The following is a 21,804-nucleotide window of genomic DNA, read 5'->3' as shown; positions in this document are numbered from 1 at the left end:
GAAGATCGTCGGCATCGCCAGCCTGCCGGGCCGCGTGCCTGTACATGCCAGCCAGATGTACTCGTCCAATGTCACCGCACTGCTCACGGAGTTCTGGGACAAGGAGACGCAGGCGCTGAAGCTGAACCTGGACGATGACATTCTCAAAAGCTGCGTCGTCACCCACGGCGGCCGCATCGTGAACGACAAACTCGCCGCCACCACCTGATCTGCCATGACCGTGGAAATGCTCATCTTTGTCATCTTCGTGCTGTCGGTCTTTCTCGGCTTCGAGCTCATCTCCAAGGTGCCGTCCATGCTGCACACGCCGCTGATGTCCGGCACCAACGCGATCCACGGCATCATCCTGCTCGGCGGCATGCTGGCGCTGGCCGAGGCCGATGGCTTCCTGCAATCCGCCGCCGGATTCGCCGCCGTCGTGCTGGGTTCAGCCAATGTGTTCGGCGGCTTCATGGTCACCGACCGCATGCTGCAAATGTTCAAACGCAAGAAGTGAGACAACCGGAACAAAGTGGAGATAGACGAAGTCAAACGCCCCCATGATCACCTCCTTTGCCTTTCTGATCGCTTCTGTTCTGTTCATCCTCGGCATCAAACTGCTGGCCTCTCCCAAGACCGCACGGCGTGGAAATCTCATTGCGGGCCTGGGCATGGTGATCGCCCTGCTGGCAGTGCTGCCGCAGCTGCATGGCTCTCACGGTGAAAGCGTGTCACTGTGGAAGTGGCTGCTGATCTTCGTTGGGATTCTGCTGGGTCTGGTCGTGGGTGCTGCAGGCGCCTACAAGGTGAAGATGACCGCCATGCCGCAGATGGTGGCGCTCTTCAATGGGGCCGGTGGTGGCGCAGCGGCCTTGGTGGCGGCGATTGAGTTCGCGCATCTCACTTCAGATTCGAGCCTGAAGTTTGTGGTTTCCATGCTGTGTGCGGCCATGATCGGCGCGGTATCTTTGTCCGGCAGCATCATCGCCTTCTTCAAGCTCGAAGGCCATTTTGACAAACCGGTGACCTATTCCGCGCAGCAGCTGTTGAATGGCCTGCTCTTCGTGGTCAGCCTGCTGCTGGCACTCGCGATGGCAGGAGGCTCGCACAGCATGATGCTCATGGGTTTGTTCCTGGTGATCGCGCTCGCACTCGGCGTGCTCATGGTCATGCCCATCGGCGGCGCGGACATGCCTGTGGTCATTTCCCTGCTGAACTCCTTCACCGGCCTCGCCGTCGCGGCAGACGGCTTTGCCATCGACAATGTCGCCATGATCATCGCAGGCACGCTCGTCGGCTCCTCCGGCACTCTTCTGACACTGGCGATGTGCCATGCCATGAACCGCCCCGTGACGAATGTGCTCTTCAGTGCCTTTGGCAAAGTGGATGCCACTGCCAGTGCGGCAGCCGCTGCCACGGGCAGCGTGAAATCCGTACAGGCGGATGAGGCCGCCCTGCTGCTCGGCATGGCAGGACGGGTGGTCATCGTGCCCGGCTACGGTCTCGCCGTGGCGCAGGCGCAGCATCAGGTGCGGCAGCTGGCGGATGAACTCGCCAAAAAAGGCGTCGAGGTCAGCTTTGCCATCCATCCCGTCGCCGGACGCATGCCCGGCCACATGAACGTGCTGCTCGCCGAGGCCGATGTGCCCTATGATCAGCTGATTGAAATGGAAACGATCAACCCCGAGATGGAGCGCGTGGACGTCTGCCTCGTCATCGGCGCCAACGATGTGGTGAATCCCGCCGCGCACGAAGACAAATCCAGCCCGATCTACGGCATGCCCATCATCGAAGCCGAAAAGGCCGGCACCGTGATCGTCATGAAGCGCAGCATGGGCAAAGGCTTCGCCGGCATCGAAAACGCCCTCTTCCTGCGCGACAACTGCCGCATGCTCTTCGGCGATGCCAAAGCGTCCTTGCAGGAACTCGTGACGCTGGTGAAGGCGGGTTAATGATCCATAGCTAAAAAATTGAATTGGCCATAAAAATTCAATGCATTTTATTTGGAACCAGAAACAAATGATACGCTTGAGCCATGCTTCGACCACTATTGGTATCTATTGACACCGCCTCCTGGGGGCGGCTAGCACTCACCAGTTCTAGCGACCCGTCAATGAAACGGATTTTTGCGGTCTTCAATTCGGGCGGGATTATACCGTTTCTGACGTCAACGCATCTTGAAGAACTCGCGCATCACGAAAATGATGTGGTTGTAGCACAACGCATCGACTTCATTCGACGGATTCCACACATCGCTTTTCCAAATGATGCGCTAGATGACTACGTTGGAGGTCCATTGGAGTTGCGCGAGAACGAAATGGGCGAAGTTTTAACTCATTCAAAAGCTTCACACGAAGAGGTTGTAGCTGCTGTCAAACCATCCGTTACGAGTGGTTATTTATCAGGCCGAGATTTTTGCGAACGCTTTGAAGAGTCGTGGATGGCAAATCGAAAAATGCTGAGCAGCTATGCATTGCGGCAGAATGCAGAAGTTGCATCCGTAACACACTTTTCCTTACCTGGTTATGGCTGGGATGATCGATTCCCTGATCCTCATGAAGCATCTGTTTTAAGGCCACGAGAAGAAGCGAGACTCATGTTTGGACACATGGCTGGCTGGTTGAGTGAGAAAATGCAGACCAAAGGCGATCATCGCCTCCGATCCAATTCCAAAGTGACGGATCAAATGGCCGGCAAACTTTATTCAGAGGTTTTCGAGGAAAGCGCACAACTCCATACCTTGAATGGCAATCCAGTCGAAAACCTACTCAAGCTCTATGAAGTAGACCGTGAAAGGCTGCCCCCAAAGCCGACACATGGAGATGTTGGTTATGAGGCCATTTTTATTGCACAACATCGCATCTTCGAACGGAGGCTCTTGTTGCCATCAGGCACTCTTCGCTCTTCATTGCGTCAAGACACCGTACCATCGTGGGTCATTTGGCGAGAGGTTGATCGGGAAGTAAAACGCCTTGCTCACGCAGAAGGCAGCAGCCTAATGGACAAGATGCTTCTCCCTTTTTCTTTGTACCTTGATGCCTTTGAAGTGGACAAACGGATTTATCATTGTGTCCGTCAAGCAGCCAAACGCTGTCCTCTTGTTAAACAGATCGAGCAGAAGATTTTTAAGTCTGGAGGGATTGACGCTCTTGCTTCTAGTCTTGAGTTGATTTCTAAACGCCTGCCTTCGTAAAGGTTTCGTGCGCTTATACCGAGGGTACAGCAAAGGATGCTTTGCAGTTCAGACACACAATAATCCTCCAGAGACTGGCACAAATCTATTCGCAAACCACATTCACATACCATGCGCCACCTCCTCACCGCCCTCCTGTTTGCCACAGTCGTTCATGCTCAGCAGCCTGCGGCACCGAAGCCGAAGGCCTTCATCGATCCAGCACAGACGGACGATGATTTCGCCATTCAAGGCGAGTACGTCGGTGAAATCGACGGCAAGACCTACGGGGTGCAGATCTGGGCGCAGGGCGGCGGCAATTTTGGGGGGGGGCGCGGTCGGGGTGGCGTGCGGGGGGCGGGGTGGGTGGGGGACCGGAGTACGATCACCCGGGTCGTTGGCACACCGGCGGCAGGCGAAAAGACCGCTGCGTTTACTTCACCAGACGGCTCCATCAAAGCGGAGGTGAATGGCGCGAGCATCCTGGTGAACAATGCCGACGGGTTGAAAATCATGGAACTCAACCGCACCAATCGCGAATCCCCCACCCTGGGTGCCCCGCCGCCGGAGAATGCGGTGGTCCTGTTTGATGGCAAGGGTGTGAATCGTTTCCCCAATTCGCGTGTGGATGAAAAAACGGTCGCATTGATGGAGGGGATCACCAGTGAGGACACCTTCGGCGACTGCAGCCTGCACGTGGAGTTCCTCCTGCCCTACATGCCCGATGCGCGGGGCCAGGGCCGGGGAAACAGCGGCCTCTACCTGCAAGGCCGCTATGAGGTGCAGATGCTCGACAGCTTTGCCCTCGAAGGGAAGGACAACGAGTGCGGTGGGTTATACAAGATCGCCGCGCCAAAGGTGAACATGTGCCTGCCGCCGCTGACCTGGCAGACCTATGACATCGACTTCACCGCCGCCCGCTACGATGCCGGGGGCCAGAAGACCGCGAATGCGAAGATCACCGTCAAACACAACGGCGTGGTGATTCATGAGAATCAGGAACTGCCCGGTGCGACGACCTCAGCCCCCAACAAAGAGGCACCCACCCCGGGGCCGGTTTACCTCCAGAACCACGGCAATCCGGTCCGCTATCGCAATATCTGGGTGGTGAAAAAGTAACGCTGACATCGCATTTGCAGCAGGTTAAAGAGGTGAATTGCGCCGCAAAATTGTGAATAACCCAGGCCCCTGGGAATACAGGGTTCGCATTTTTTCGCGAATAATTATGGCAATCGGACTGGGAATCTATTATTTAAGGCCCATTAACTAACCTGTTCCACCTCTGTCCGGAACTGGCCTTTTGTACGCCCGCTCATGTCTGTTGCCAAGAATGGCTCGAAAAAATCAGCCAAGCGCCCTTCCCGCAAGCGCAAGGGAACGGGCACCCACGTCATCGACTATCAGCCGGAATCTCCGGTCATTCGCGAGCATGAGGCCGTTGAGCGCCGCCGCCGCGGCTTTCGCACTGCCATGTGGCTGATCACGGCAATGATCGTGGTCGGCATCGGCTGGGTGACTTGGCACGAGGCGCTGGAAAAGAACTCGCAGTTCATGCTGAAGACCGTGGAAGTGAACACTGAGGGCACCCTCACGCGGCAGCAGCTCGTGGCCGCCACCGGCCTCACCGAAGCGACCAACCTCCTCACCATGAACTTGCGTGAAGTGCGCGCGAAGATCGAACGCCTGCCCCAGGTGAAGTCGGCGGTGCTCCATCGTGACTACCACGGCAAGCTCACACTCGATGTCGTGCAGCGCCTGCCAGTCGCCTGGATGGAATGCCCCAAGCAGAAGCTTCTGGGACCGCTGACAGGCAAAGGATGCCTGATTGATGCGGAAGGTGCGCTGGTACCATGCCATGTCGTCACCCGGGAGTATCTTGCGATGCCCCGCATCCAGTACCCAGCTCTCAGCGAAGCCACCCCCGGCAGGCCGTCGCCAGACATGCAGGTTCACGCGGCGCTGCGCTTGATGGAGAAGCTCCAAAAGCGCCAGCAGGATGACCATCCCGCGCTGGAAATGATCGAAATCCCGAATCCATGGTCGCTCGTCGCTCATTTCAACGGCGACACGAAAATCACCTTCGGCGTTGATGACATGGACCCGCAGCTGGCGCGCTTTGACCGCGTCATGCATGAGGCGCGCGCGCGCAAATGGCGTGTCGCCACGTTGAACCTGATTGCCAGCATCAACACCCCCGTCACTTTTCATGAAACGCCGGATGTCACCGGGCTGAATCTGGCGGACACCGCCTCCACTCCATCCGCACGCTGAAACTCATGGCCAAAAGCACCATTTACGCAGGTCTTGAAATCGGAACGCACAAGATCTGCGTCGTCGTGGGTGAAGCCAAGCGTGACGGAGCCATCAAGATTCTCGGCGTCGGCCAGGCGCCTTCCCGTGGCGTGCGCAAAGGTGAGATCGTCGATTTCGAAAAAGTCCAGACCTGTGTCAACGATGCGCTCGTGCGTGCGGAAGACCGCAGCGACGTGATGATCCGCAATGTCTTCCTCGGCGTGACCGGCGCTCATATTGAGAGCTTGAACAATCGCGGCCGTCACCGCCTGCCGGACGATCAGACGGAAATCAGCGAGGACGATGTGGAAGAGGCGAAGGAAATCGCCCGCAGCGTGTCCATCCCCCAGTCCAATGTCTTTCTGCACAGTGTCACACGGCAGTACATCGTGGACGGGCAGGAGGCCGTGCGCCAGCCGATCGGGCGTGAAGGCCGCGTGTTGGAGGCGGACTACCACATCATCCACGGCGTGCGTGGCCGGGTGCAAAATGCCATCCGCTGCGTGCGCGAAATTCCGCTCGAAGTGGAGGACGTCGTCTTCAATCCCGTCGCTGCGGCACAGGTCGTGCTGACACGTGAGGCAAAAATGCAGGGTGCGCTCATGATCGACTTCGGTGCCGGCACATGTGACTACGTCTTGTATGAAGACGGCATGATCACCGCCTCCGGCTGCGTCCCCCTCGGCGGCGACCACATCACCAATGATGTCTCGATGGCGCTGCAGATCCCGAACGGACGCGCCGAACGCCTCAAGGTCGAAGAAGGCAGCGTCTTGTATGACGAGGTGCCCGAGGGCGAAATGCTCAGCATCGAGGACGACACCGGCCTGATTCTTGGCGAGATCGAACGTGCATTTTTGAACGAGGTCATGAACCTCCGCACTAAAGAAATACTTATCCAGGTGAAGGTGCGTGTGGAGGATCATCTCGGTCGTCTCGGCGCAGGCATTTACCTCACCGGCGGCGTCAGCATGATGAAAGGCATTGACGTGGTGGCCCGCGAAGTGTTTGGGATCAAAGTCACGCGCGCAGGTTCGGCTCCCGTCAGCGGCATCACCGCCACTTTCGAGAATCCGCAATACTCCGCTCCGATCGGCCTCATTCGTTATGCGCAGATTCTTGACAGCGAGAAGCCCTTTCTCTCTCCCCTGAAGCGCCTTGGCCGACGCATGCAGGAACTCCTCTCATCCGTCACACTTTAATTTAAAGACAGCAGCCCAACCTTAACCACCCACGATTATGGTAGAATACGACCGCTCCCAATCACCTGAAGGTGCCAGCATGGCGGCACCGCGCATCTGCATCGTCGGTGTCGGCGGCGCAGGTTCCAACGTTGTCGATCGCATCACCCTGGACCGTATCGTGGATGCCACGCTGGTCTGCGCGCACACAGACGTGCGGGTGCTCGGTCATTCCATGGCACCGGTGAAAATCCAGCTGGGGGCCGAGCTCATGAAGGGCATCGGCGCAGGTGGCGATCCCGATCTCGGACGTGAGGCCGCGCTTTTCTCGCGCGAGCAGATTCGTCAGGCCATTGAGAATCACGACATCATCTTCATCAGCGCCGGACTCGGCGGCGGCACCGGCAGCGGCGCGGCCCCTGTCATTGCTGAGATCGCAAAGAACACCGGCGCGCTGGTGCTCGTCGTCGCCACCATGCCGTTCAGCTTCGAAGGCCGCCGTCGTCTCGCCCAGGCCGAGGAGGCGCTGGAACTGCTGCAAAAGCGTGCGGATGCCCTCGTGCTGTTTGAAAACAACCGCATGGGCGAGCTCATCCTGCCGAAGGATGGTATTCAGAAAGCCTTCAATCAGGCGGACCAGCTCATTGCCCAGAGCCTGCGCGCCATCTCCACCATCACCATCACACCGGGACTGGTGAAGCTCGGCCTCGATGACCTCACCTCCGCGCTGGCGAATGCCAACGGCCGCTGCCTGTTTGGTTTCGGCGAAGCCCGCGGCCAGAACCGTGGTGCCGAGGCTCTCAAGAAAGCACTCAAGAGCCCGCTCATCGATTCCGGCCGTCTCCTGCACCAGACGAAGAACCTCCTGGTCCACGTGGCTGGCGGCGAATCGCTCACACTGGTCGAAGTCGAGGGTGTCATGAAGCAGCTGGGACGTCACGTGCCGGATCAAACCCACATTCTCTTCGGCCTCGGTGTCGATGCGAAGCTGGGAGACGCCGTCGCCGTCACTCTCATCAGTTCGCTGGGACTCAACCAGCTCAACGCTCACGCCACCGCAGCACCGCCTTCGGAAATGCTCCAGCCCCGCGCTGAGCTGCCCGCACCTGTCGCAGCCCCTGCCCCGGCTCCCAAACGCGAGATCCATGCCAAGAAGGCTCCGTCCCCGTATGCACCCCCAGTTGCATCTCCCCCTGATCTGCTCTTCAAGTCCGAGGAGTTCGCCTCCGTCCCTGCCGTCGGTGAGGCCTTTCCTTTGAACAGCCTCCAAGCGGAAGCAGCGAAAGTTCAGCCTGTAGAGCTGCCTGTGGCCCATGATGAAGAGCCGCCTGCCTTTGACGCTTTTGAAGCATTTGTGGAACCCGTCGCCCCAGTGATCGTCCCCGCTCCGGAAACGGCACGCATTCCAGTGCGCACCCCCGCCGCGAAGGAACTGGCCGATGCCGCCCGCAGCAGCAAGGAATCGACCCTCGCCGCCGTCGTGGCCCGCAGCGTCACCTTACAGACCGAAGCCGCCTCTGCGCAGGACGACCTCATTTCATTCGACGAACCCGAGCCCGAGTCTTCGACGATCAGCGCCACCGCCGTCCTCACCCGCAAGACCACAGCCACGGCTGAAAGCCAGCAGACCTTCAGCCTCGGCGAAGAAGACCGCGGCCGCTTCAAGGACACCGAACCTTCGATCGTGCAAGGTGAGGACCTCGACGTCCCGACTTGGATGCGCCTGAAGAAAAAGCTTCGCCGCTAAAACTCCGGCTAAGGCGCGTTTGTTCCCATAGAATGAACGCTCCTTTCACACGCCGTCGCCTTCTTCAAACACTGCCGCTTGCCGCATGCGCGGGCAGTTTCAACATCCTCGCCCGCTCGCAGGAGGCGAAAAAGTCATGGATCACCGGCAATCCGGCCATCGACAAGCCGCGCGAAATCGCCCTCGGCTTGCTGAAGCCCACGCAGGCACAGATTGACCACGCATGGGAGCTTCATTTCGGCTCGGTCGTCTTTGAAAGCTACGGCTTCGCGCCGCGCTGCGCCGTCGATGCAGAGGCGATGAACGAGGCGATCAAATCCGGCATGGGCGCCGCCGAGATCAACGACCTGCGCGAGTCCATGTCCATGAACCGCAACGCGACGAATGAACGCGAGCGCAAAGAATTTCTCGATGCCTTCCACGCCGCCGGCGTGACCTGCATTTTCCAAAATACCGGCGAAGAAGGCAGCGACCCGCTGCGCCTGATCAAGCGCCTCGCGCATTTCACCAAGGCCACGGACTTGCTGAATCCGACACTCTCCAAGGTCGTTTTGTCCGAGGAAATTGTAGCACTCAAGAAGGCGGGAAACGTCGGCCTATGCTTCACCACCAATGGGGTGCCGTTGATGCAAGACTGGGAAAATGTGCGCGATGAGCTGCGCTTTGTACGCATTTTCCACGAACTGGGCACCCGCATGATGCACGTGACCTACAACCGCCGCAATCCCATCGGCGATGGCGCCGGAGAGCCCCACGATGGCGGCCTGAGTGATTTCGGCCACGCAGCCATCGCAGAGATGAACAAAATCGGTGTCATTGCCGATGTGGCACACAGTGGATGGAAGACGGCTTACGATGCAGCAAAGAGCAGCACGCGGCCCATGGTGGCCAGCCACACGACCTGCTGCGGCGTTTATGAGCACTTTCGCGGCAAGCCGGACGACACCATCAAGGCCATCTGCGACACCGACGGCCTGGTGGGCATCTGCTGCATCCCCCGTTTCCTCGGTGGCAAGGGAGACATCACCGCGCTGCTCGATCACCTCGACCATCTCATCAAGAAATTCGGGGCTAAGCACGCCGCCATCGGCTGCGATGTGGCCTACACCTCCCGTTTTGACAAGGAGGAGCGGGCCAAGCTGCTCAAAGCCCCCGGCGGCAGCACCGACAAATGGGAGCATCTCTGGCCGAAGGACGACTACGTCACGAGCATCGAGGCAGAACAAAGCGTCGCTTGGTCCAACTGGCCGCTTTTCACCCTCGGCATGATCATGCGCGGCCACAGCGACGAGGCCATCCGGCAGGTCATCGGCGGCAACATGCTGCGGGTGCTCAAGGCAAATCAGGTCTGACATGTGACAAAAACCGCATTTTACCGCCTGTAAGGTGGCACGTTCGCTGCGCGTTTGGTTTTTGACGGGAAGTGATGTAGAATTCCCCAGTCGAACCCCACATGACCCTGCGTTTCCAGTTTCCCTCTCTCGTTTTGGGCGGCTTTGCCGTCGCAAGTTCTCTTGCGTCTGCCGCCGAGACCTTTCCGCCTGACCAGATCGAGTTCTTTGAGAAAAACATCCGCCCCGTGCTCGCGGAGCGCTGCTACGAGTGCCACGGCGCGCACAAGCATCAAAACGGCCTGCGTCTCGACTCGCGGGCGGCGATCATTCAAGGCAGCGAATATGGCAAAGTCGTCGAAGCCGGCAACCCAAGTGCCAGCAAGCTGATCAAGGCCATCAACCATGTGGCGGGTGTCGAGGCGATGCCCAAGAAGGGGGACAAACTGCCTGCGCCGCAGATCGCGGCGATCGAAAAATGGATCAGCATGGGCCTGCCATGGCCTGCTGAGGCCGCTGTGGCTGAGCATCCCAAGGCCGACCCGATGCAGCACTGGGCCTACAAGCCGGTGCAAAAGCCTGCGTTGCCTGCTGGTTTCACCGGCAATCCAATCGACGCCTTTGTCGGTGCCAAGCTCAAGGCTGCGGGATTCGATTTCGCCGCACCCGCCGATCCGGCCACGCTGACGCGCCGCATCCACCTCACGCTCACCGGATTGCCGCCGACTTTTGACGAGTTGCAGAAGAATCCAACTCCGCAGACGCTGATTCCGCAACTCCTCAGCCAGCCTTCCTATGGCGAGCGCTGGGCGCGCTTCTGGCTGGATGTGGTGCGCTATGCTGATACGAACGGCTATCAGGTGGCTGGCCGCAGCAATTTCTATCCCTTCGCCTACACGTATCGCGACTGGATCGTGAAGGCCCTGAACGATGACATGCCCTACGACCAGTTTGTCAGCTATCAGCTCGCAGCGGATCGCATGACCGCTGCCACGCCGAATTCGCCGAATCTCGCGGCGCTGGGCTTCTACAATGTCGGTGAGCGCTTCATCAATGACCGTCTGCTCATCACCGATGACCGCATCGATGTCATCGGCCGCGGCCTCCTCGGTCTCACAGTCGCCTGCGCACGCTGCCACGATCACAAATTCGATCCGATCCCGAGCCGCGACTACTACGCGATGTACAGCATCCTGAACAGCAGCGACGAGCCGGACGACACCGTGATGCCCATCATCGGCAAAGCGGCGAACGAAAAGGATGGCCAGGACTACGATGCCAAGGCGGCCGAGATCGCGAAGAAGGAGCTCGATTATAAGCGCACCGTCTATGACGAATTCCGCAAGCCGGAGCGCCTAGCTGAATACCTCGCATTCGCCCAGGACTCGGTGGACATCAAAGACACCACCGTCTTCAAAGGCAAGGCCGGCCAGGTAAAGCTGCGTGACCGCGTGGCCAGCCAATGGCGCGATTTCCTGAATCGCTACGCTCTGAGCGCAAAGCCGCACGCGACGATGGTTGCCTGGAATCGCTTCGCCAAACTTCCCGAGGCGGAGTTTGCCGCTAAATCAGCCGCCATTGCGCAAGAGCTGGCCAAGCCGGAAAGCGGCTGCACGCCGGAGATCGCCGCCGCCTTCACGCAGACACCGCCGAAGTCCATGAAGGATGTCGCCCTGGCCTACGCCCGCATCATTCTCGACAGCAAGGTGGAGCCGATGCGTCAGCTCATGCAGGACAAGCTTTCGCCCATGTCGGTGCCGGTAGAAGGCGCCAATACCTTCTTCACCCGCAAGGACAGCGAGACCGTAGTGCGCCTCAACAACGAGCGCACCAAACTCGACAGCACCCACCCCGGTGCACCGCCGCGCGCCATGGTGATGGTGGACAAACCGAAGCCGCAGGACGTGCGCGTCTATATCCGTGGCAATCCGGCGAGACAGGGCGACCCGGCACCGCGCGCTTGGCTCACGATGTTCGGCGGCGAAAAATTCACCGACGGCAGCGGACGTCTGGATCTGGCGAAACACATCGCCAGCAAGGACAATCCGCTCACCGCGCGCGTCATTGTGAACCGCGTGTGGCTGCAGCATTTCGGCAAGCCGCTCGTCTCCCAGACCAGCGACTTCGGTGTGCAGACCGCGAAACCCGTGCAGGCAGATCTGCTCGACTACCTCGCCGCCACCTTCATAGAAAATGGGTGGAGCTTGAAGAAGCTGCACACGCTCATCCTTACCTCCCGCACCTTCCAGCAGAGCAGCCATGCCACGCCGGAAAAAGCCACCAAGGATGCCGAGAACGATCTGCTCAGCCGCTTCAACCGCCAGCGCCTCGATTATGAAACCATGCGTGACGCGATCCTGTCTGCCACCGGCGAACTCGACACCAGCAAGCACGGTGGACGCGCCGTGGAACTGAATGCTAAGGATGCCGACACCCTGCGCACCGTTTACCTCAAAGTGGACCGCTATGATCAGGCCAGCGTGCCGGCGATGTTTGACTTCGCCAATCCGGACGGCCACAGCCCGCAGCGATTCAACACCACCGTGCCGCAACAGGCTCTGTTCCTCATGAACAGCCCCTTCATGCGCGGCCGTGCCGATGCCATCGCCAAAGCCACGCCCCTGGCCGGAACCGCGCTCGATTCCGAAGCCATCCGCGCGATGTACCGCCGCGTGCTCGCCCGCGATCCGAAGCCGGATGAAGTCGAACTGGCCCAGCGCTTCGCCGCCGATGCCACCGCGCTCAATGCCGAGAAGCCCTTCCGCTGGAGCTACGGCACGATGAAGTTTGCGCGTACTCCCGAAGGCAAGCCGTCCTTCACCGAGTTCCAAGCCTTCACGCAACTCACAGAGCGTGGCGGTGGTGGCCAGAAGCTCTGGAGCCCCGCAGCCAAGATTCCCGATCCTAAATGGGGTCATGTCTTCTGGGCCAACTACGGCGGTCACGCCGCTCCCAGCGAATACATCGTCACCGCCCGCTGGCATGTGCCGACTGACATGAAGATCTCCATCGACAGCGTCTTGACCCGGAGCAGCGACCGTGGCGATGGCGTCCGTGCCTGGATTTACAATGAGCGCACAGGCATCCTGGCTGAGCAGCTTTGCACCCCGCAGAACAAGAAGGTCCCCGTCCAACTCACCACCGACGTGAAACGCGGCGACACCCTCTGCTTCATCGTTCACAACGAAGGCGGCACCGACAGCGACAGCTTCGACTGGCAGCCCACCATCAGCCGCGCCGACACCGGCGAAGTCCTCACCCATTCCAAAACCGACTTCTGCGACTCCAGCCGCTGGCCCATTGGCCGCGCCCGTCCCCAGAGCTCCCTCAGCCAGCTCGCGCAAGTGCTGCTGATGAGCAACGAGTTCATGTTTGAGGATTGAGGCTCTTCCTCCCAAAATTCGCTCTCGACACTGATCTACTCATCCGAGTAGCATTTAGGGCATGAAATCGCCCCGTGCTCGTTTCTGCCTGCGTTGTGCCGCCGTCTGCTCTTCACTTGGTCTGCTCATCGGCTGCGCGTGGTTCGCCCACAAGCAGGCCAATCCGGCCATGATGCCCGGTTCCAAAAGCGGTCCCATTCTCATGTCCGGCAGCAAATCGTTCACCGGCGGCACCACGATCAGTTCAGGTGCTTTGCAGACCGACAAGCCGCTGCTGCCGCCCGTGAAGCCATGATCAGGGCGTCCCAATGTCTTCGTTCCGTCCTGCTGGCATCTGCTTTTCCGCTGCTGGCGGGTCATGCGTGGCCGTTGCAAGCGATGACTGCAGCCGCCGTGAACAGCAGCGATGTCGAACGTTGGGTTGATTCAGGAATGGATGAAGTCCGCCGACTCGCTGCACCGGTGCCGCAGTTGCTCTTTTCACCTCCTGTCTGGCTGACAGGTGAGGAGCTTCGTCCCTTTCAGGAAAGACTGAGTCTTGATACTAAACTCACAGACCTCACTCACACGCCGGGAATTTGGAATCAAGCCTTCGCAGAACTGCTCACAACGGAAGGCCTGTTGATTATTGAACGCCCCTATGAACCTGTTCAGGGAAACTACTGGCTTCATTACAGCTATCACGAGGATAAGCCGTGGGAATCCTTCTGGAAGAAGCCTCTGCCAGTGCCGAGCGTCATACGCTCCACAGCATTCACGCGAGAGTTATTGCAGGAATACGGCCAACTGCAATGGAATGCCACCAGGAGATTCTGCAGTTCTTACTGGAACAGTCTTTCCATCAGCCATGAAGACGCCATCTAAACTCGTCCGCATCGGGATACTGGTGTCGTCGCTCACGCTGCTGACATCCTATGTGATCTACTCGCAATCCAGAGGTCGAAATGCAGCCCCTCAAGCGGAGGAAAAATTCATACTTCCAAGCTCCAAGGCGCTTACCCAGCCCGTGTTTTCAACTCGAAAGGTGGAGTCAACCACCTTGGCGACTGATCCTTTTGCACCTCCATCGCAAAAGCCATGAACCTGCCAGCCGTCATCCTTTCCACCGGCCTGAGCCTGCTCTTTCTCGTGGTGTTGTTTCGGCCTTTGGAGAAGTTGTTTCCTGCGCAGGAAGGGCAGAAGTTTTTCCGCCCGGCATTCTGGACGGACCTGTGTTTCCTGCTGGGCCAGTACCTGCTCTGGAGCGGGCTGGTGTTCTGGGCACTGAATCATTTTCGGGGCTGGATGGATGACATAGTTCCGGCTCATTTTCGCGCAGGTGTCGCGGCGCAGTCGTGGTGGCTGCAGGCCCTTGAGATGATCGTGCTGAGCGACTTCCTCATCTACTGGGCACATCGGCTTCAACACGCCGTGCCGTTCTTGTGGCGCTTTCATTCGATCCACCACAGTGCGGAGCATCTGGACTGGCTGGCGGCGCACCGGGAGCATCCGCTGGATACGATCTACACCGTGGGCATCATTAACCTGCCTGCGTTTATCCTCGGTTTTCCGCTGGAGACGCTTGCCGGGTTCCTCGCTTTTCGTGGCCTGTGGGCCATCTTCATTCATTCGAATGTTCGACTGCCCATTGGCCCGCTGGGCATGATCCTCGGCGCGCCGGCTTTGCACCACTGGCACCACGACAAGGCACGCGATGCGGGCAACTACGCGAATATTTCGCCGCTGATGGACATCCTCTTTGGCACTTACCGCTGCCCTGACCACGAACCGGAGGCCTTCGGCATTCACGAGCCGATTTCGAAACATTACTTGGGGCAGCTCTGGCATCCGTTTCGCCGCCGGAAGAGGGATGCAGCATGATCCCCGCCCCAGGCATGTGCCAGCCGACATGAAAATCTCCATCGACAGTGTCCTGCCCCGCAACACCGTGTGCGACGGCTGCGACTGACGCAGCCGGTAGGAGAACATGGCCCGAAGCAGCAGGAGGCGCTCTTCGCCTTCCGAGCCAGGCTCCACGCGGCTCTCCATGACCCTGGCCGCAATGAGATCGGCGGGCGGCCTGCGGAAAGGTGCGACATTATTGTCACATCAGTCCCGCCTGGACATGAAATGACCCGGCAGAGCGAGCTCCGCCGGGTCATTCCGTAGTGACAGATCAATCAAGCCCGGCGGCGGCGGAACACCGCCACGCCAGCGAACAGCCCCATGAGCAGAACTCGTGAAGGCTCCGGCACGGCGGACGCCGCGACGGTCAGGCTGGCGTTGTCATAGAACGCGCCCGATGGCAGCACCACCTTGCTGACACCCATGAGTGAAAGCGCCTGGTTCACCGAGAAGCCGGACACGGTCTGATCCACCAGGATGCTGTACAAGAGAGCGTCCAGCGAGTCGTAGAACTCCACATTGGTGCCAAAGGGCGTGCCAAGAGTGCTGTTGTCCAGAGTCAGGGCGAAAGCCGAGATGTCCTGCGGAGCCGAGAAGCTGAACAACACGGCCTGATCCACAGCGTCCAGAGCATTGCCAGAGATTGGAGCGCCGTAGCCGCGGGCGGAGGGATCTCCGACTGCGATCGCTGGAGCCGTCAAGTCTGGACGGAAGCTGGGCAGCGACAACGGGTCGCCGTTCGCATCGACCGTCTCAATGTAGGCGTAGGCCGCCGAGACTGTCCCGACCAAGGAGCCACCGGAAACCGCAGGGGTGGCGTCGCTGGTGAAGGAATAGCTCAACACGGTCGCCGCCTGCGAGCTGGCGCACATCGCGGCCAGGGCAACGATAGAAAGTATTTTTTTCATAGGAGTGACTGGTTATCCATGGACTACTTCGAACCGCCGATCGCGGCCTGCATGGCCTTGAAGAAGGCGTCCGTGTTGTCGAACACGCCGGTGAAGGCTGCAGCGCCACGACCACCTGCGGAGAGCGGGATGTCGGAAGCGGTGTGGACGGCGCTTTGCACGCCGGTGCCGGGCTGCTGACCGGTAACCAAGTAGCCGGTGGTGGTGTTACGTGCCTGGGGAGACACGTTGTAGCTGGGGCTGGAGCGCCAGGTTTCGTAACGGTCGGAGTTGCCAGCGTAGCCAATGATCATGCGGTAGTCCACGTCCATCGTGGTCGGGTAGCCGTCGCCTGCGATCGTGTAGGCGGGGAACTTGGCGTTATCGTAAGTGCCGACGATGCCTTTGAGGCTGCCCACGGCCGTGCTCTGCAGAGCGGCGTCGGTGACAGTGCTACCGCCACTGATGGCAATACCAGCGCACTCATGGTCAGCGGTGACGATGATAAGCGTGTCCGGATTGGCCAACTGGAAGGCGATGCACTTAGCAACGGCCTTGTCGAACTCAATGGCGTCATGCACCCAGCGCTCAGTGTCCATGTTGTGGGCCTGCTTGTCGATGGAGGCGCCTTCGATCATCATGACGAAACCGTTGGCGTTTTTGCTGAGCACCGTGAGCGCCTTGTCAGTCATCTCTTCCAGCAGGGGCTGGTCAGGATAGGTGGCGATGAGGCTGCCGGAAGCGATGGTACCGGAATTGCGGCGATGCGCGATTTTGTCATAGCTGACGTCCATGTGGCCGGAGTTGAAGAGGCCGAGGAGCTTGGTTTCGCTGCCAGTCATCGCATTGAGTCCGGCAAGGTCAGGGGCGTAGTAGAAGCCTGCGGTTTGGAAGTCGGCGATCAGGTTGCGATTAGGATCCACCGCACCGGCGGGGACACTCCAGCCTGCCTGCACGTCCGAAGGAACGACGTAGTCGCCACCACCTGCTGTGGAGCTGTTGACACGTCCGCTGCCGGCACCTGCGCTGCCATCGAGAGGCAGGAACCACTTGCGGCCACCGCCCATCAGGACGTGGAGGTTGTGATTGGCGACGGCTTCGTCGAGATACATGTCACAGATGCCGGTGCCAGCGCCGCGGTCCTGGGTGGACACAGCGAAGGCGGCCGGAGTGGCGTCTTCCACGTCAGCCGTGGACACGATGCCGAGCCATTTGCCCTGAGTGCGGGCGAGGTAGCTGCCCATGTGCTCGATGCGAGGATTGTCCCACTTGTCAGTGGTGTCATCCGGGAAAACGCCTTCCTGGCCATTGTTGGCCTTGTTGCCCGTGGAATAGCAATGAGCGCCAGGTGCGGAGTCCGTCACGATGGAGTTCAGGGAGTGGGTGACCACGATGCCGGTGACCGGCAGCGTGTCGATGGCGAGAGGCTCGTTCGACTTGCCAAGGGATGCGCCCTTGGAGACGATGCGGGCCGCGGTGCGGTGGGCGATGCCCGTGCCGTCACCGATGAGCCAGATGATGTTCTTCGCCTTGCGACCAGCATTGAGCGTGATGCTGGCGATTTCGAAGTTGCCCGTGCCGGTTGCGACCAAGCTATCGCTCTGAGTGGCCTCGACGACGAGTGTTTTCACACCAGCTGTTGAGTTGGAGTATCCACGAATCGTGGCGCTGAACTTGTCACCACCGATGGAGGTGATGGCGGAGGCACCGCCGGCTGCTGTGACAGGGGAGCCGTTGACCTTGAAAACGACACTGGTGATCGTCTTGCCTGCATCCGCCTGGATGGTGGCCTGGAGGTCAAAACGCTGCGCGGGAAGAAAGCGCGAGATGTAGGGAGGGGTGGCATCGGCGTAGGTGAACAGCGCACTGGGGGGATTGAGGCGTGTCACGGTGGGGGCAGCGAAGGCGTTGCCAAGGGCGAAAAGCCCGGTGATGGCGGCAATTAATTTGCCTGAGTTTTGTAACTTCATAGTTTGTCGGGATGGTAGGTGGTGCTGTTTCTGTTTCTTCGTGGGTTGAAGAAAGGGGGTGGGGTGGTCGAGGGTGGCAGTGCGCCGAGATCGCTCGGGATCGGAATGGCCCTGCCGAGCTGCAGCGCGACTGGTTTTCGAAGCTCTAGCGGGACCCCTGTGGCGGCATCCGAGACCACATCGCATTGAAGGCGTATGTGTGAGACGCGTCCGCTCTGCTCCTGCCTTGGTCCGAGTTCCAGCGTGCCGTAAATAGTCAATTTCTCCTGCCGCCATGCAGGTGCGCTGTTCTTTTTCACCGGCAGGATGACCTGAACCAGGCTGGGCGGCAGGCTGTCCGCGAGTCCTTCTTCGCGTTCATCATAAGCGTGCTGTGTTTCACAGAAGAAAAAAATGGCAGGGTCGATGTTGTCGTTGCGCAGCATGAACCCCGTGAGAGCCACTCGTTTGCCGGCAAGCGCCCAGGCTTTGGCGGTGTATTCCAGCCCTTTCGGTCCTGCGGGCATCACAAAAATCTCTTCAAACTTCAAGGCGACACTCGATGAGTCTACATACGGAGCAGCAAGAGGAGCATCTGCTGAAGCACCGGCAGCCGAATCACGGTTTTGCGCCACCGTTACCGCATCTTTGCCAGCCAGCATGAGCAACCCTAATCCGGTCAGGAGGATCACTGGCAAAACGAATGATAGCGACTTCAAGTTCATGAGTCACGATTCGAGCATCCAGCTGCTGACCCAGCAAACAAACTAATTAAACGCTTTCGTTGATGATTCGAAATCGTTGCAATTTATTCCCCGGATTTGGCATAGATCGCTATAACTTCAGACTAAAGTCTTCTACTTCTAGACAACTCATTTTTATAAGTTGATGTAACTTCATTGTTAACTTTGTGTCACTTGCCAATCAGCCCAATCAAATTCATCTAGGCTTCGTGAGTGCATCATATCCGCGAGGCAAAGCAGCAGCAGACAATTCGCGGGATTTGACCACCTTGAACTTTCCGCAGTTAAAACCGTCAAGCCAGGAGCCGCTTCAATCCGGGACGTGCGCCCGTGCGTTGGGAGTTCATTGTTTCATCAGGTTGCTCCCGCTTGTTATCACTCTCGCAGGCAGTCTGACCTGGGCGCAGGAGCAAGAGTACTCAGCGTTCCTTCCCCCGAAGGCCTACGCAATAGAGCGCTACGAGGCAGGGTGGAACAAAAATCCATTCACACTTAAAACGGCTCCTGCTCTGGTGCAGCAGGCTTCTTTTGCCAAAGATCTTGCCATTGCCTCCATCTACGGTGAAAGGCGTGATCCGACGGTCTCAATCGTGAACGTCAAGACCCATGAGCGGTTCCTGCTTAAAGCTGGAAAGCCAAACGCCCATGGAATCGAGCTCAAAGAAGCAAGCGTCGGACTTAGGCGCAAAGATACGGTCGTTCGTATCGCGATGGGTGCCGAACTCTGCGAGGTGCATTATGACAGCGGTTACTTGATGCAGCTGGCCGCCGCCGCAGGCGCCCGAGCAGAGACTGCCACGCTGCAAATCATGCAGCAGCAACCGGGACAGCCAACAGCACCACAGCAGCAGTCCCTTGTTCGTGGCCTCAACCCAAACCCTGGAGCTCCGGGATTCGCTCCAACGTCTTTGACGAACAGCCAGCCTGGATATGCCGCCGGCTCAGTCGCACCACAGTACTCCGGCTCATCGTATGCCTCAGTTGGTGGCGAATCGGGAGCAGGCGGTGACCGCCCGTTGCCGAAGAGCAGCCGTAGTGGCACAAACACATCTTCATTGGCCGATCAAATTGTTGGCATGTCGATGCTCCCACTGAGGCGTAATACGTTCAGGACAGGAAATGAGCCCCTCATTCCTCACCCAGATCCCCAATAAGCTGAATTTCACAGCATTGAGAGCCGACGGCTGTACTTGAGCAGTATTCCCGCCCGGGGCATGGAGTTTCCTGCCCAGCCTCGACGATCTGCCCCCAAAATGGCAAGATCAACCCTTCTTTGTCGTACATGCCCCCGATATTGACCTTCCATCTCAACCCCTAGCACACCATGTTCCGCATCCCAGGCGTTCCCGGTAAAGACCTTTGCGACAAAAACCTCGGCTTCTCGCGGCGTGACATTCTGCGCGTGGGCGGCGGATCCATGATGGGCCTCACGCTCAACAATGTGCTCCGTGGCCAGGCCATGGCGGCGAATTCTCCGAACGCAGGCCGTGCGGGATGGGGCAAGGCCAAGCACGTGCTCATGATCTACCTTCAGGGCGGCCCTTCACACCTCGACCTGTGGGACCCAAAGGAAAACGTGCCGGACAATGTGCGCAGTGCTTTCAAAACGATCCCGACGAAAGTTCCAGGCAAGCACTTCACTGAGATCCTTCCGGGCCTTGCGAAGGTGAACGACAAGTTCACGATGATCAATTCGATGAGCTACACGCCGAATGGTCTCTTCAACCACACGGCGGCGATCTATCAGATCATGACGGGCTACACGACCGACAAGGTCAGCCCCTCCGGCCAGCTTGAGCCACCAAACGCAAAAGACTTCCCGAACTTCGGGAGCAACATCGTGCGCCTCAAGCCGCTGCAGGAGCCGATGCTCCCCTTCGTGCAGCTGCCACGTCCGTTGCAGGAATCCAATGTCGTCGGCAAAGGCGGCGGTGCAGGTTTCCTCGGCAAGGCCTACGAGCCCTACACGCTCTTCCCCGATGGCGATGACCTCGACATGGGCAAGATGGACCGCATCAAAATCGACGACCTGCAATTGCGCCCCGACCTCTTCAGCGTGCGTCTTGAGCGCCGTGCCAAGCTGCGCGATGCCATCAACGATCAGATGCCGCAAATCGAAGCTGCGGTGAAGGACATGAGCCTGGACAGCTACTACAGCCAGGCCCTGAACCTTATCTCCAGCGGTCGTGCACGCGACGCCTTCGCCCTGGACCGTGAGCCTGAGAAACTGCGTGACCGCTATGGCCGCAACACCTTCGGCCAGAGCTGCCTGCTTGCCCGTCGCCTGCTCGAAGCTGGCACGCGTGTCGTCGAAGTCATCTGGCCCAAGGTCGCGAACTCCGACAACCACTCCTGGGACCACCATGCGGGCCTCACCGAACGCATGAAGAACAAATCCGGCCCCATGCTGGACCAGGGCCTCAGCGCTTTGTTTGATGATCTGGATGCCAGCGGCCTGCTCGATGAAACCATCGTGGTCGCCCTGGGTGAATTCGGCCGCAGCCCTGAAAAAGGCGTGTCCACCAGCGGCAACAGCAACAGCGCCGACGGTCGTGACCACTGGCCTTATTGCTACACCGCCATCGTCGGCGGTGCTGGCATCAAGCGCGGCTACGTGCATGGCAAATCAGACGCCACGGGCTCAGCCCCGGCCGAAGACGCCGTGCATCCGACCGAGCTTCTCGCCACCATCTACCACGCCGTCGGCATCGACCCCGAGACGATTGTTTACAATCATCTCAACCAGCCACGTGAGCTGGTGAAGGCCAAGCCGGTGACGAAGCTGTTTGCTTGATCGAATCCTTACCAAAGAGGCAGGGCGAAAGCTCTGCCTCTTTTTTTGTTTACTCTGACTTCTGCGGCACCTTCGCCAGCAAGCGTGTGTCGTAGCCTTGCTTCGCCATGCGCTCCAGAATACCACGATAAGTGGCTTCAGCGAGCACCGGCTTCCGGCTGAGCACCCAGGCCAGTTTGCGGTTGGGATAGCCAATCACGCTCCACTGGTAGTCTGGGTCGAGGTCGATGATGAGATAGGGAACACGCAGCGGCCAAATGAACTGCACGCGCCACTCGGCGTTGGTGGTCTTGTTGTGAACCCAGGCCACCCCCTTCCACTGCTCCAGCGGCGCGTCGAGGCTGCCGCGCCGGAACAGGAAGATATTGTCCATCTTGCCATCCGGGCGCAGCGCGTAGCGATCCAGCGTGCCCACTTTGCCCTTTTCCAAGGAATACGGGATGTTCGCAAAGACGTACCAGT

18 protein-coding genes and 1 pseudogene are annotated in these 21,804 nt (G+C 59.1%); 15 read left to right on the top strand and 4 right to left on the bottom strand.

Annotation, left to right across the window (positions count from 1 at the left end; all coding sequences use genetic code 11):
- From ACIREA_RS07515 to ACIREA_RS07455, 13 genes and pseudogenes are all read left to right on the top strand, one after another.
- Positions 1 to 208: pseudogene (locus tag ACIREA_RS07515) on the top strand (NAD(P)(+) transhydrogenase (Re/Si-specific) subunit alpha); the annotation flags it as partial.
- 6 nt (positions 209 to 214) lie between these two features.
- Positions 215 to 496, top strand: coding sequence for an NAD(P) transhydrogenase subunit alpha (locus tag ACIREA_RS07510; protein WP_397381651.1), 282 nt, complete (start codon positions 215 to 217; stop codon positions 494 to 496).
- A gap of 43 nt (positions 497 to 539) precedes the next feature.
- Complete coding sequence (locus ACIREA_RS07505) at positions 540 to 1,931, top strand: NAD(P)(+) transhydrogenase (Re/Si-specific) subunit beta (RefSeq protein ID WP_397381650.1); 1,392 nt, start codon at positions 540 to 542, stop codon at positions 1,929 to 1,931.
- 161 nt (positions 1,932 to 2,092) lie between these two features.
- Positions 2,093 to 3,172, top strand: a complete 1,080-nt coding sequence (locus ACIREA_RS07500) for a hypothetical protein (protein ID WP_397381649.1) — start codon at positions 2,093 to 2,095, stop codon at positions 3,170 to 3,172.
- A gap of 111 nt (positions 3,173 to 3,283) precedes the next feature.
- On the top strand, positions 3,284 to 4,270 hold the full coding sequence (locus ACIREA_RS07495) for a DUF1080 domain-containing protein (protein ID WP_397381648.1): 987 nt from the start codon (positions 3,284 to 3,286) through the stop codon (positions 4,268 to 4,270).
- 195 nt (positions 4,271 to 4,465) lie between these two features.
- A complete protein-coding gene (locus ACIREA_RS07490) occupies positions 4,466 to 5,422 on the top strand; it encodes a cell division protein FtsQ/DivIB (RefSeq protein ID WP_397381647.1) in 957 nt (318 codons plus the stop codon).
- A 5-nt stretch (positions 5,423 to 5,427) separates the two neighbouring features.
- Positions 5,428 to 6,645 (top strand): cell division protein FtsA, encoded by a 1,218-nt coding sequence (gene ftsA / locus ACIREA_RS07485; protein WP_397381646.1) that lies wholly within the window; start codon positions 5,428 to 5,430, stop codon positions 6,643 to 6,645.
- Positions 6,646 to 6,682: 37 nt separating this feature from the next.
- Positions 6,683 to 8,371, top strand: a complete 1,689-nt coding sequence (locus ACIREA_RS07480) for a hypothetical protein (RefSeq protein WP_397381645.1) — start codon at positions 6,683 to 6,685, stop codon at positions 8,369 to 8,371.
- A gap of 32 nt (positions 8,372 to 8,403) precedes the next feature.
- Positions 8,404 to 9,723 carry a dipeptidase gene (locus tag ACIREA_RS07475; protein WP_397381644.1) on the top strand — a complete coding sequence of 440 codons (1,320 nt, stop codon included), beginning with the start codon at positions 8,404 to 8,406 and terminating at the stop codon, positions 9,721 to 9,723.
- A 101-nt stretch (positions 9,724 to 9,824) separates the two neighbouring features.
- Positions 9,825 to 13,085, top strand: coding sequence for a PSD1 and planctomycete cytochrome C domain-containing protein (locus ACIREA_RS07470; RefSeq protein ID WP_397381643.1), 3,261 nt, complete (start codon positions 9,825 to 9,827; stop codon positions 13,083 to 13,085).
- Positions 13,086 to 13,146: 61 nt separating this feature from the next.
- On the top strand, positions 13,147 to 13,380 hold the full coding sequence (locus tag ACIREA_RS07465) for a hypothetical protein (protein WP_397381642.1): 234 nt from the start codon (positions 13,147 to 13,149) through the stop codon (positions 13,378 to 13,380).
- Entirely contained in the window at positions 13,377 to 13,949 is a 573-nt protein-coding gene (locus tag ACIREA_RS07460) for a hypothetical protein (protein ID WP_397381641.1), read from the top strand. Before ACIREA_RS07465 ends, ACIREA_RS07460 begins: the two co-directional genes overlap by 4 nt.
- A gap of 213 nt (positions 13,950 to 14,162) precedes the next feature.
- On the top strand, positions 14,163 to 14,945 hold the full coding sequence (locus tag ACIREA_RS07455; RefSeq protein ID WP_397381640.1) for a sterol desaturase family protein: 783 nt from the start codon (positions 14,163 to 14,165) through the stop codon (positions 14,943 to 14,945).
- Positions 14,946 to 15,244: 299 nt separating this feature from the next.
- Here the strand turns inward: ACIREA_RS07455 and ACIREA_RS07450 are convergent, their stop codons facing one another.
- Genes ACIREA_RS07450 through ACIREA_RS07440 form a run of 3 tightly spaced genes read right to left on the bottom strand, consistent with a single transcriptional unit; the run spans position 15,245 to position 18,530 of the window.
- On the bottom strand, positions 15,245 to 15,877 hold the full coding sequence (locus ACIREA_RS07450) for a PEP-CTERM sorting domain-containing protein (RefSeq protein WP_397381639.1): 633 nt from the start codon (positions 15,875 to 15,877) through the stop codon (positions 15,245 to 15,247).
- A 23-nt stretch (positions 15,878 to 15,900) separates the two neighbouring features.
- On the bottom strand, positions 15,901 to 17,826 hold the full coding sequence (locus tag ACIREA_RS07445) for an alkaline phosphatase (RefSeq protein ID WP_397381638.1): 1,926 nt from the start codon (positions 17,824 to 17,826) through the stop codon (positions 15,901 to 15,903).
- Positions 17,823 to 18,530, bottom strand: a complete 708-nt coding sequence (locus ACIREA_RS07440; RefSeq protein WP_397381637.1) for a hypothetical protein — start codon at positions 18,528 to 18,530, stop codon at positions 17,823 to 17,825. Before ACIREA_RS07440 ends, ACIREA_RS07445 begins: the two co-directional genes overlap by 4 nt.
- A gap of 185 nt (positions 18,531 to 18,715) precedes the next feature.
- On the opposite strand from ACIREA_RS07440, the gene ACIREA_RS07435 reads away from it, so the two are divergent.
- Positions 18,716 to 19,702 carry a hypothetical protein gene (locus ACIREA_RS07435; RefSeq protein WP_397381636.1) on the top strand — a complete coding sequence of 329 codons (987 nt, stop codon included), beginning with the start codon at positions 18,716 to 18,718 and terminating at the stop codon, positions 19,700 to 19,702.
- 170 nt (positions 19,703 to 19,872) lie between these two features.
- A complete protein-coding gene (locus tag ACIREA_RS07430; RefSeq protein WP_397381635.1) occupies positions 19,873 to 21,342 on the top strand; it encodes a DUF1501 domain-containing protein in 1,470 nt (489 codons plus the stop codon).
- Between the two features lie 49 nt (positions 21,343 to 21,391).
- Here ACIREA_RS07430 and ACIREA_RS07425 read toward each other — a convergent pair.
- The coding region (locus ACIREA_RS07425) for a lipocalin family protein (protein ID WP_397381634.1) at positions 21,392 to 21,804 on the bottom strand (413 nt) is incomplete at its 5' end.

Origin of the sequence: Prosthecobacter sp., assembly GCF_044373815.1 — a bacterium.
Lineage (GTDB): Bacteria > Verrucomicrobiota > Verrucomicrobiia > Verrucomicrobiales > Verrucomicrobiaceae > Prosthecobacter.
This window is presented reverse-complemented; position numbering and strand designations above follow the sequence as displayed.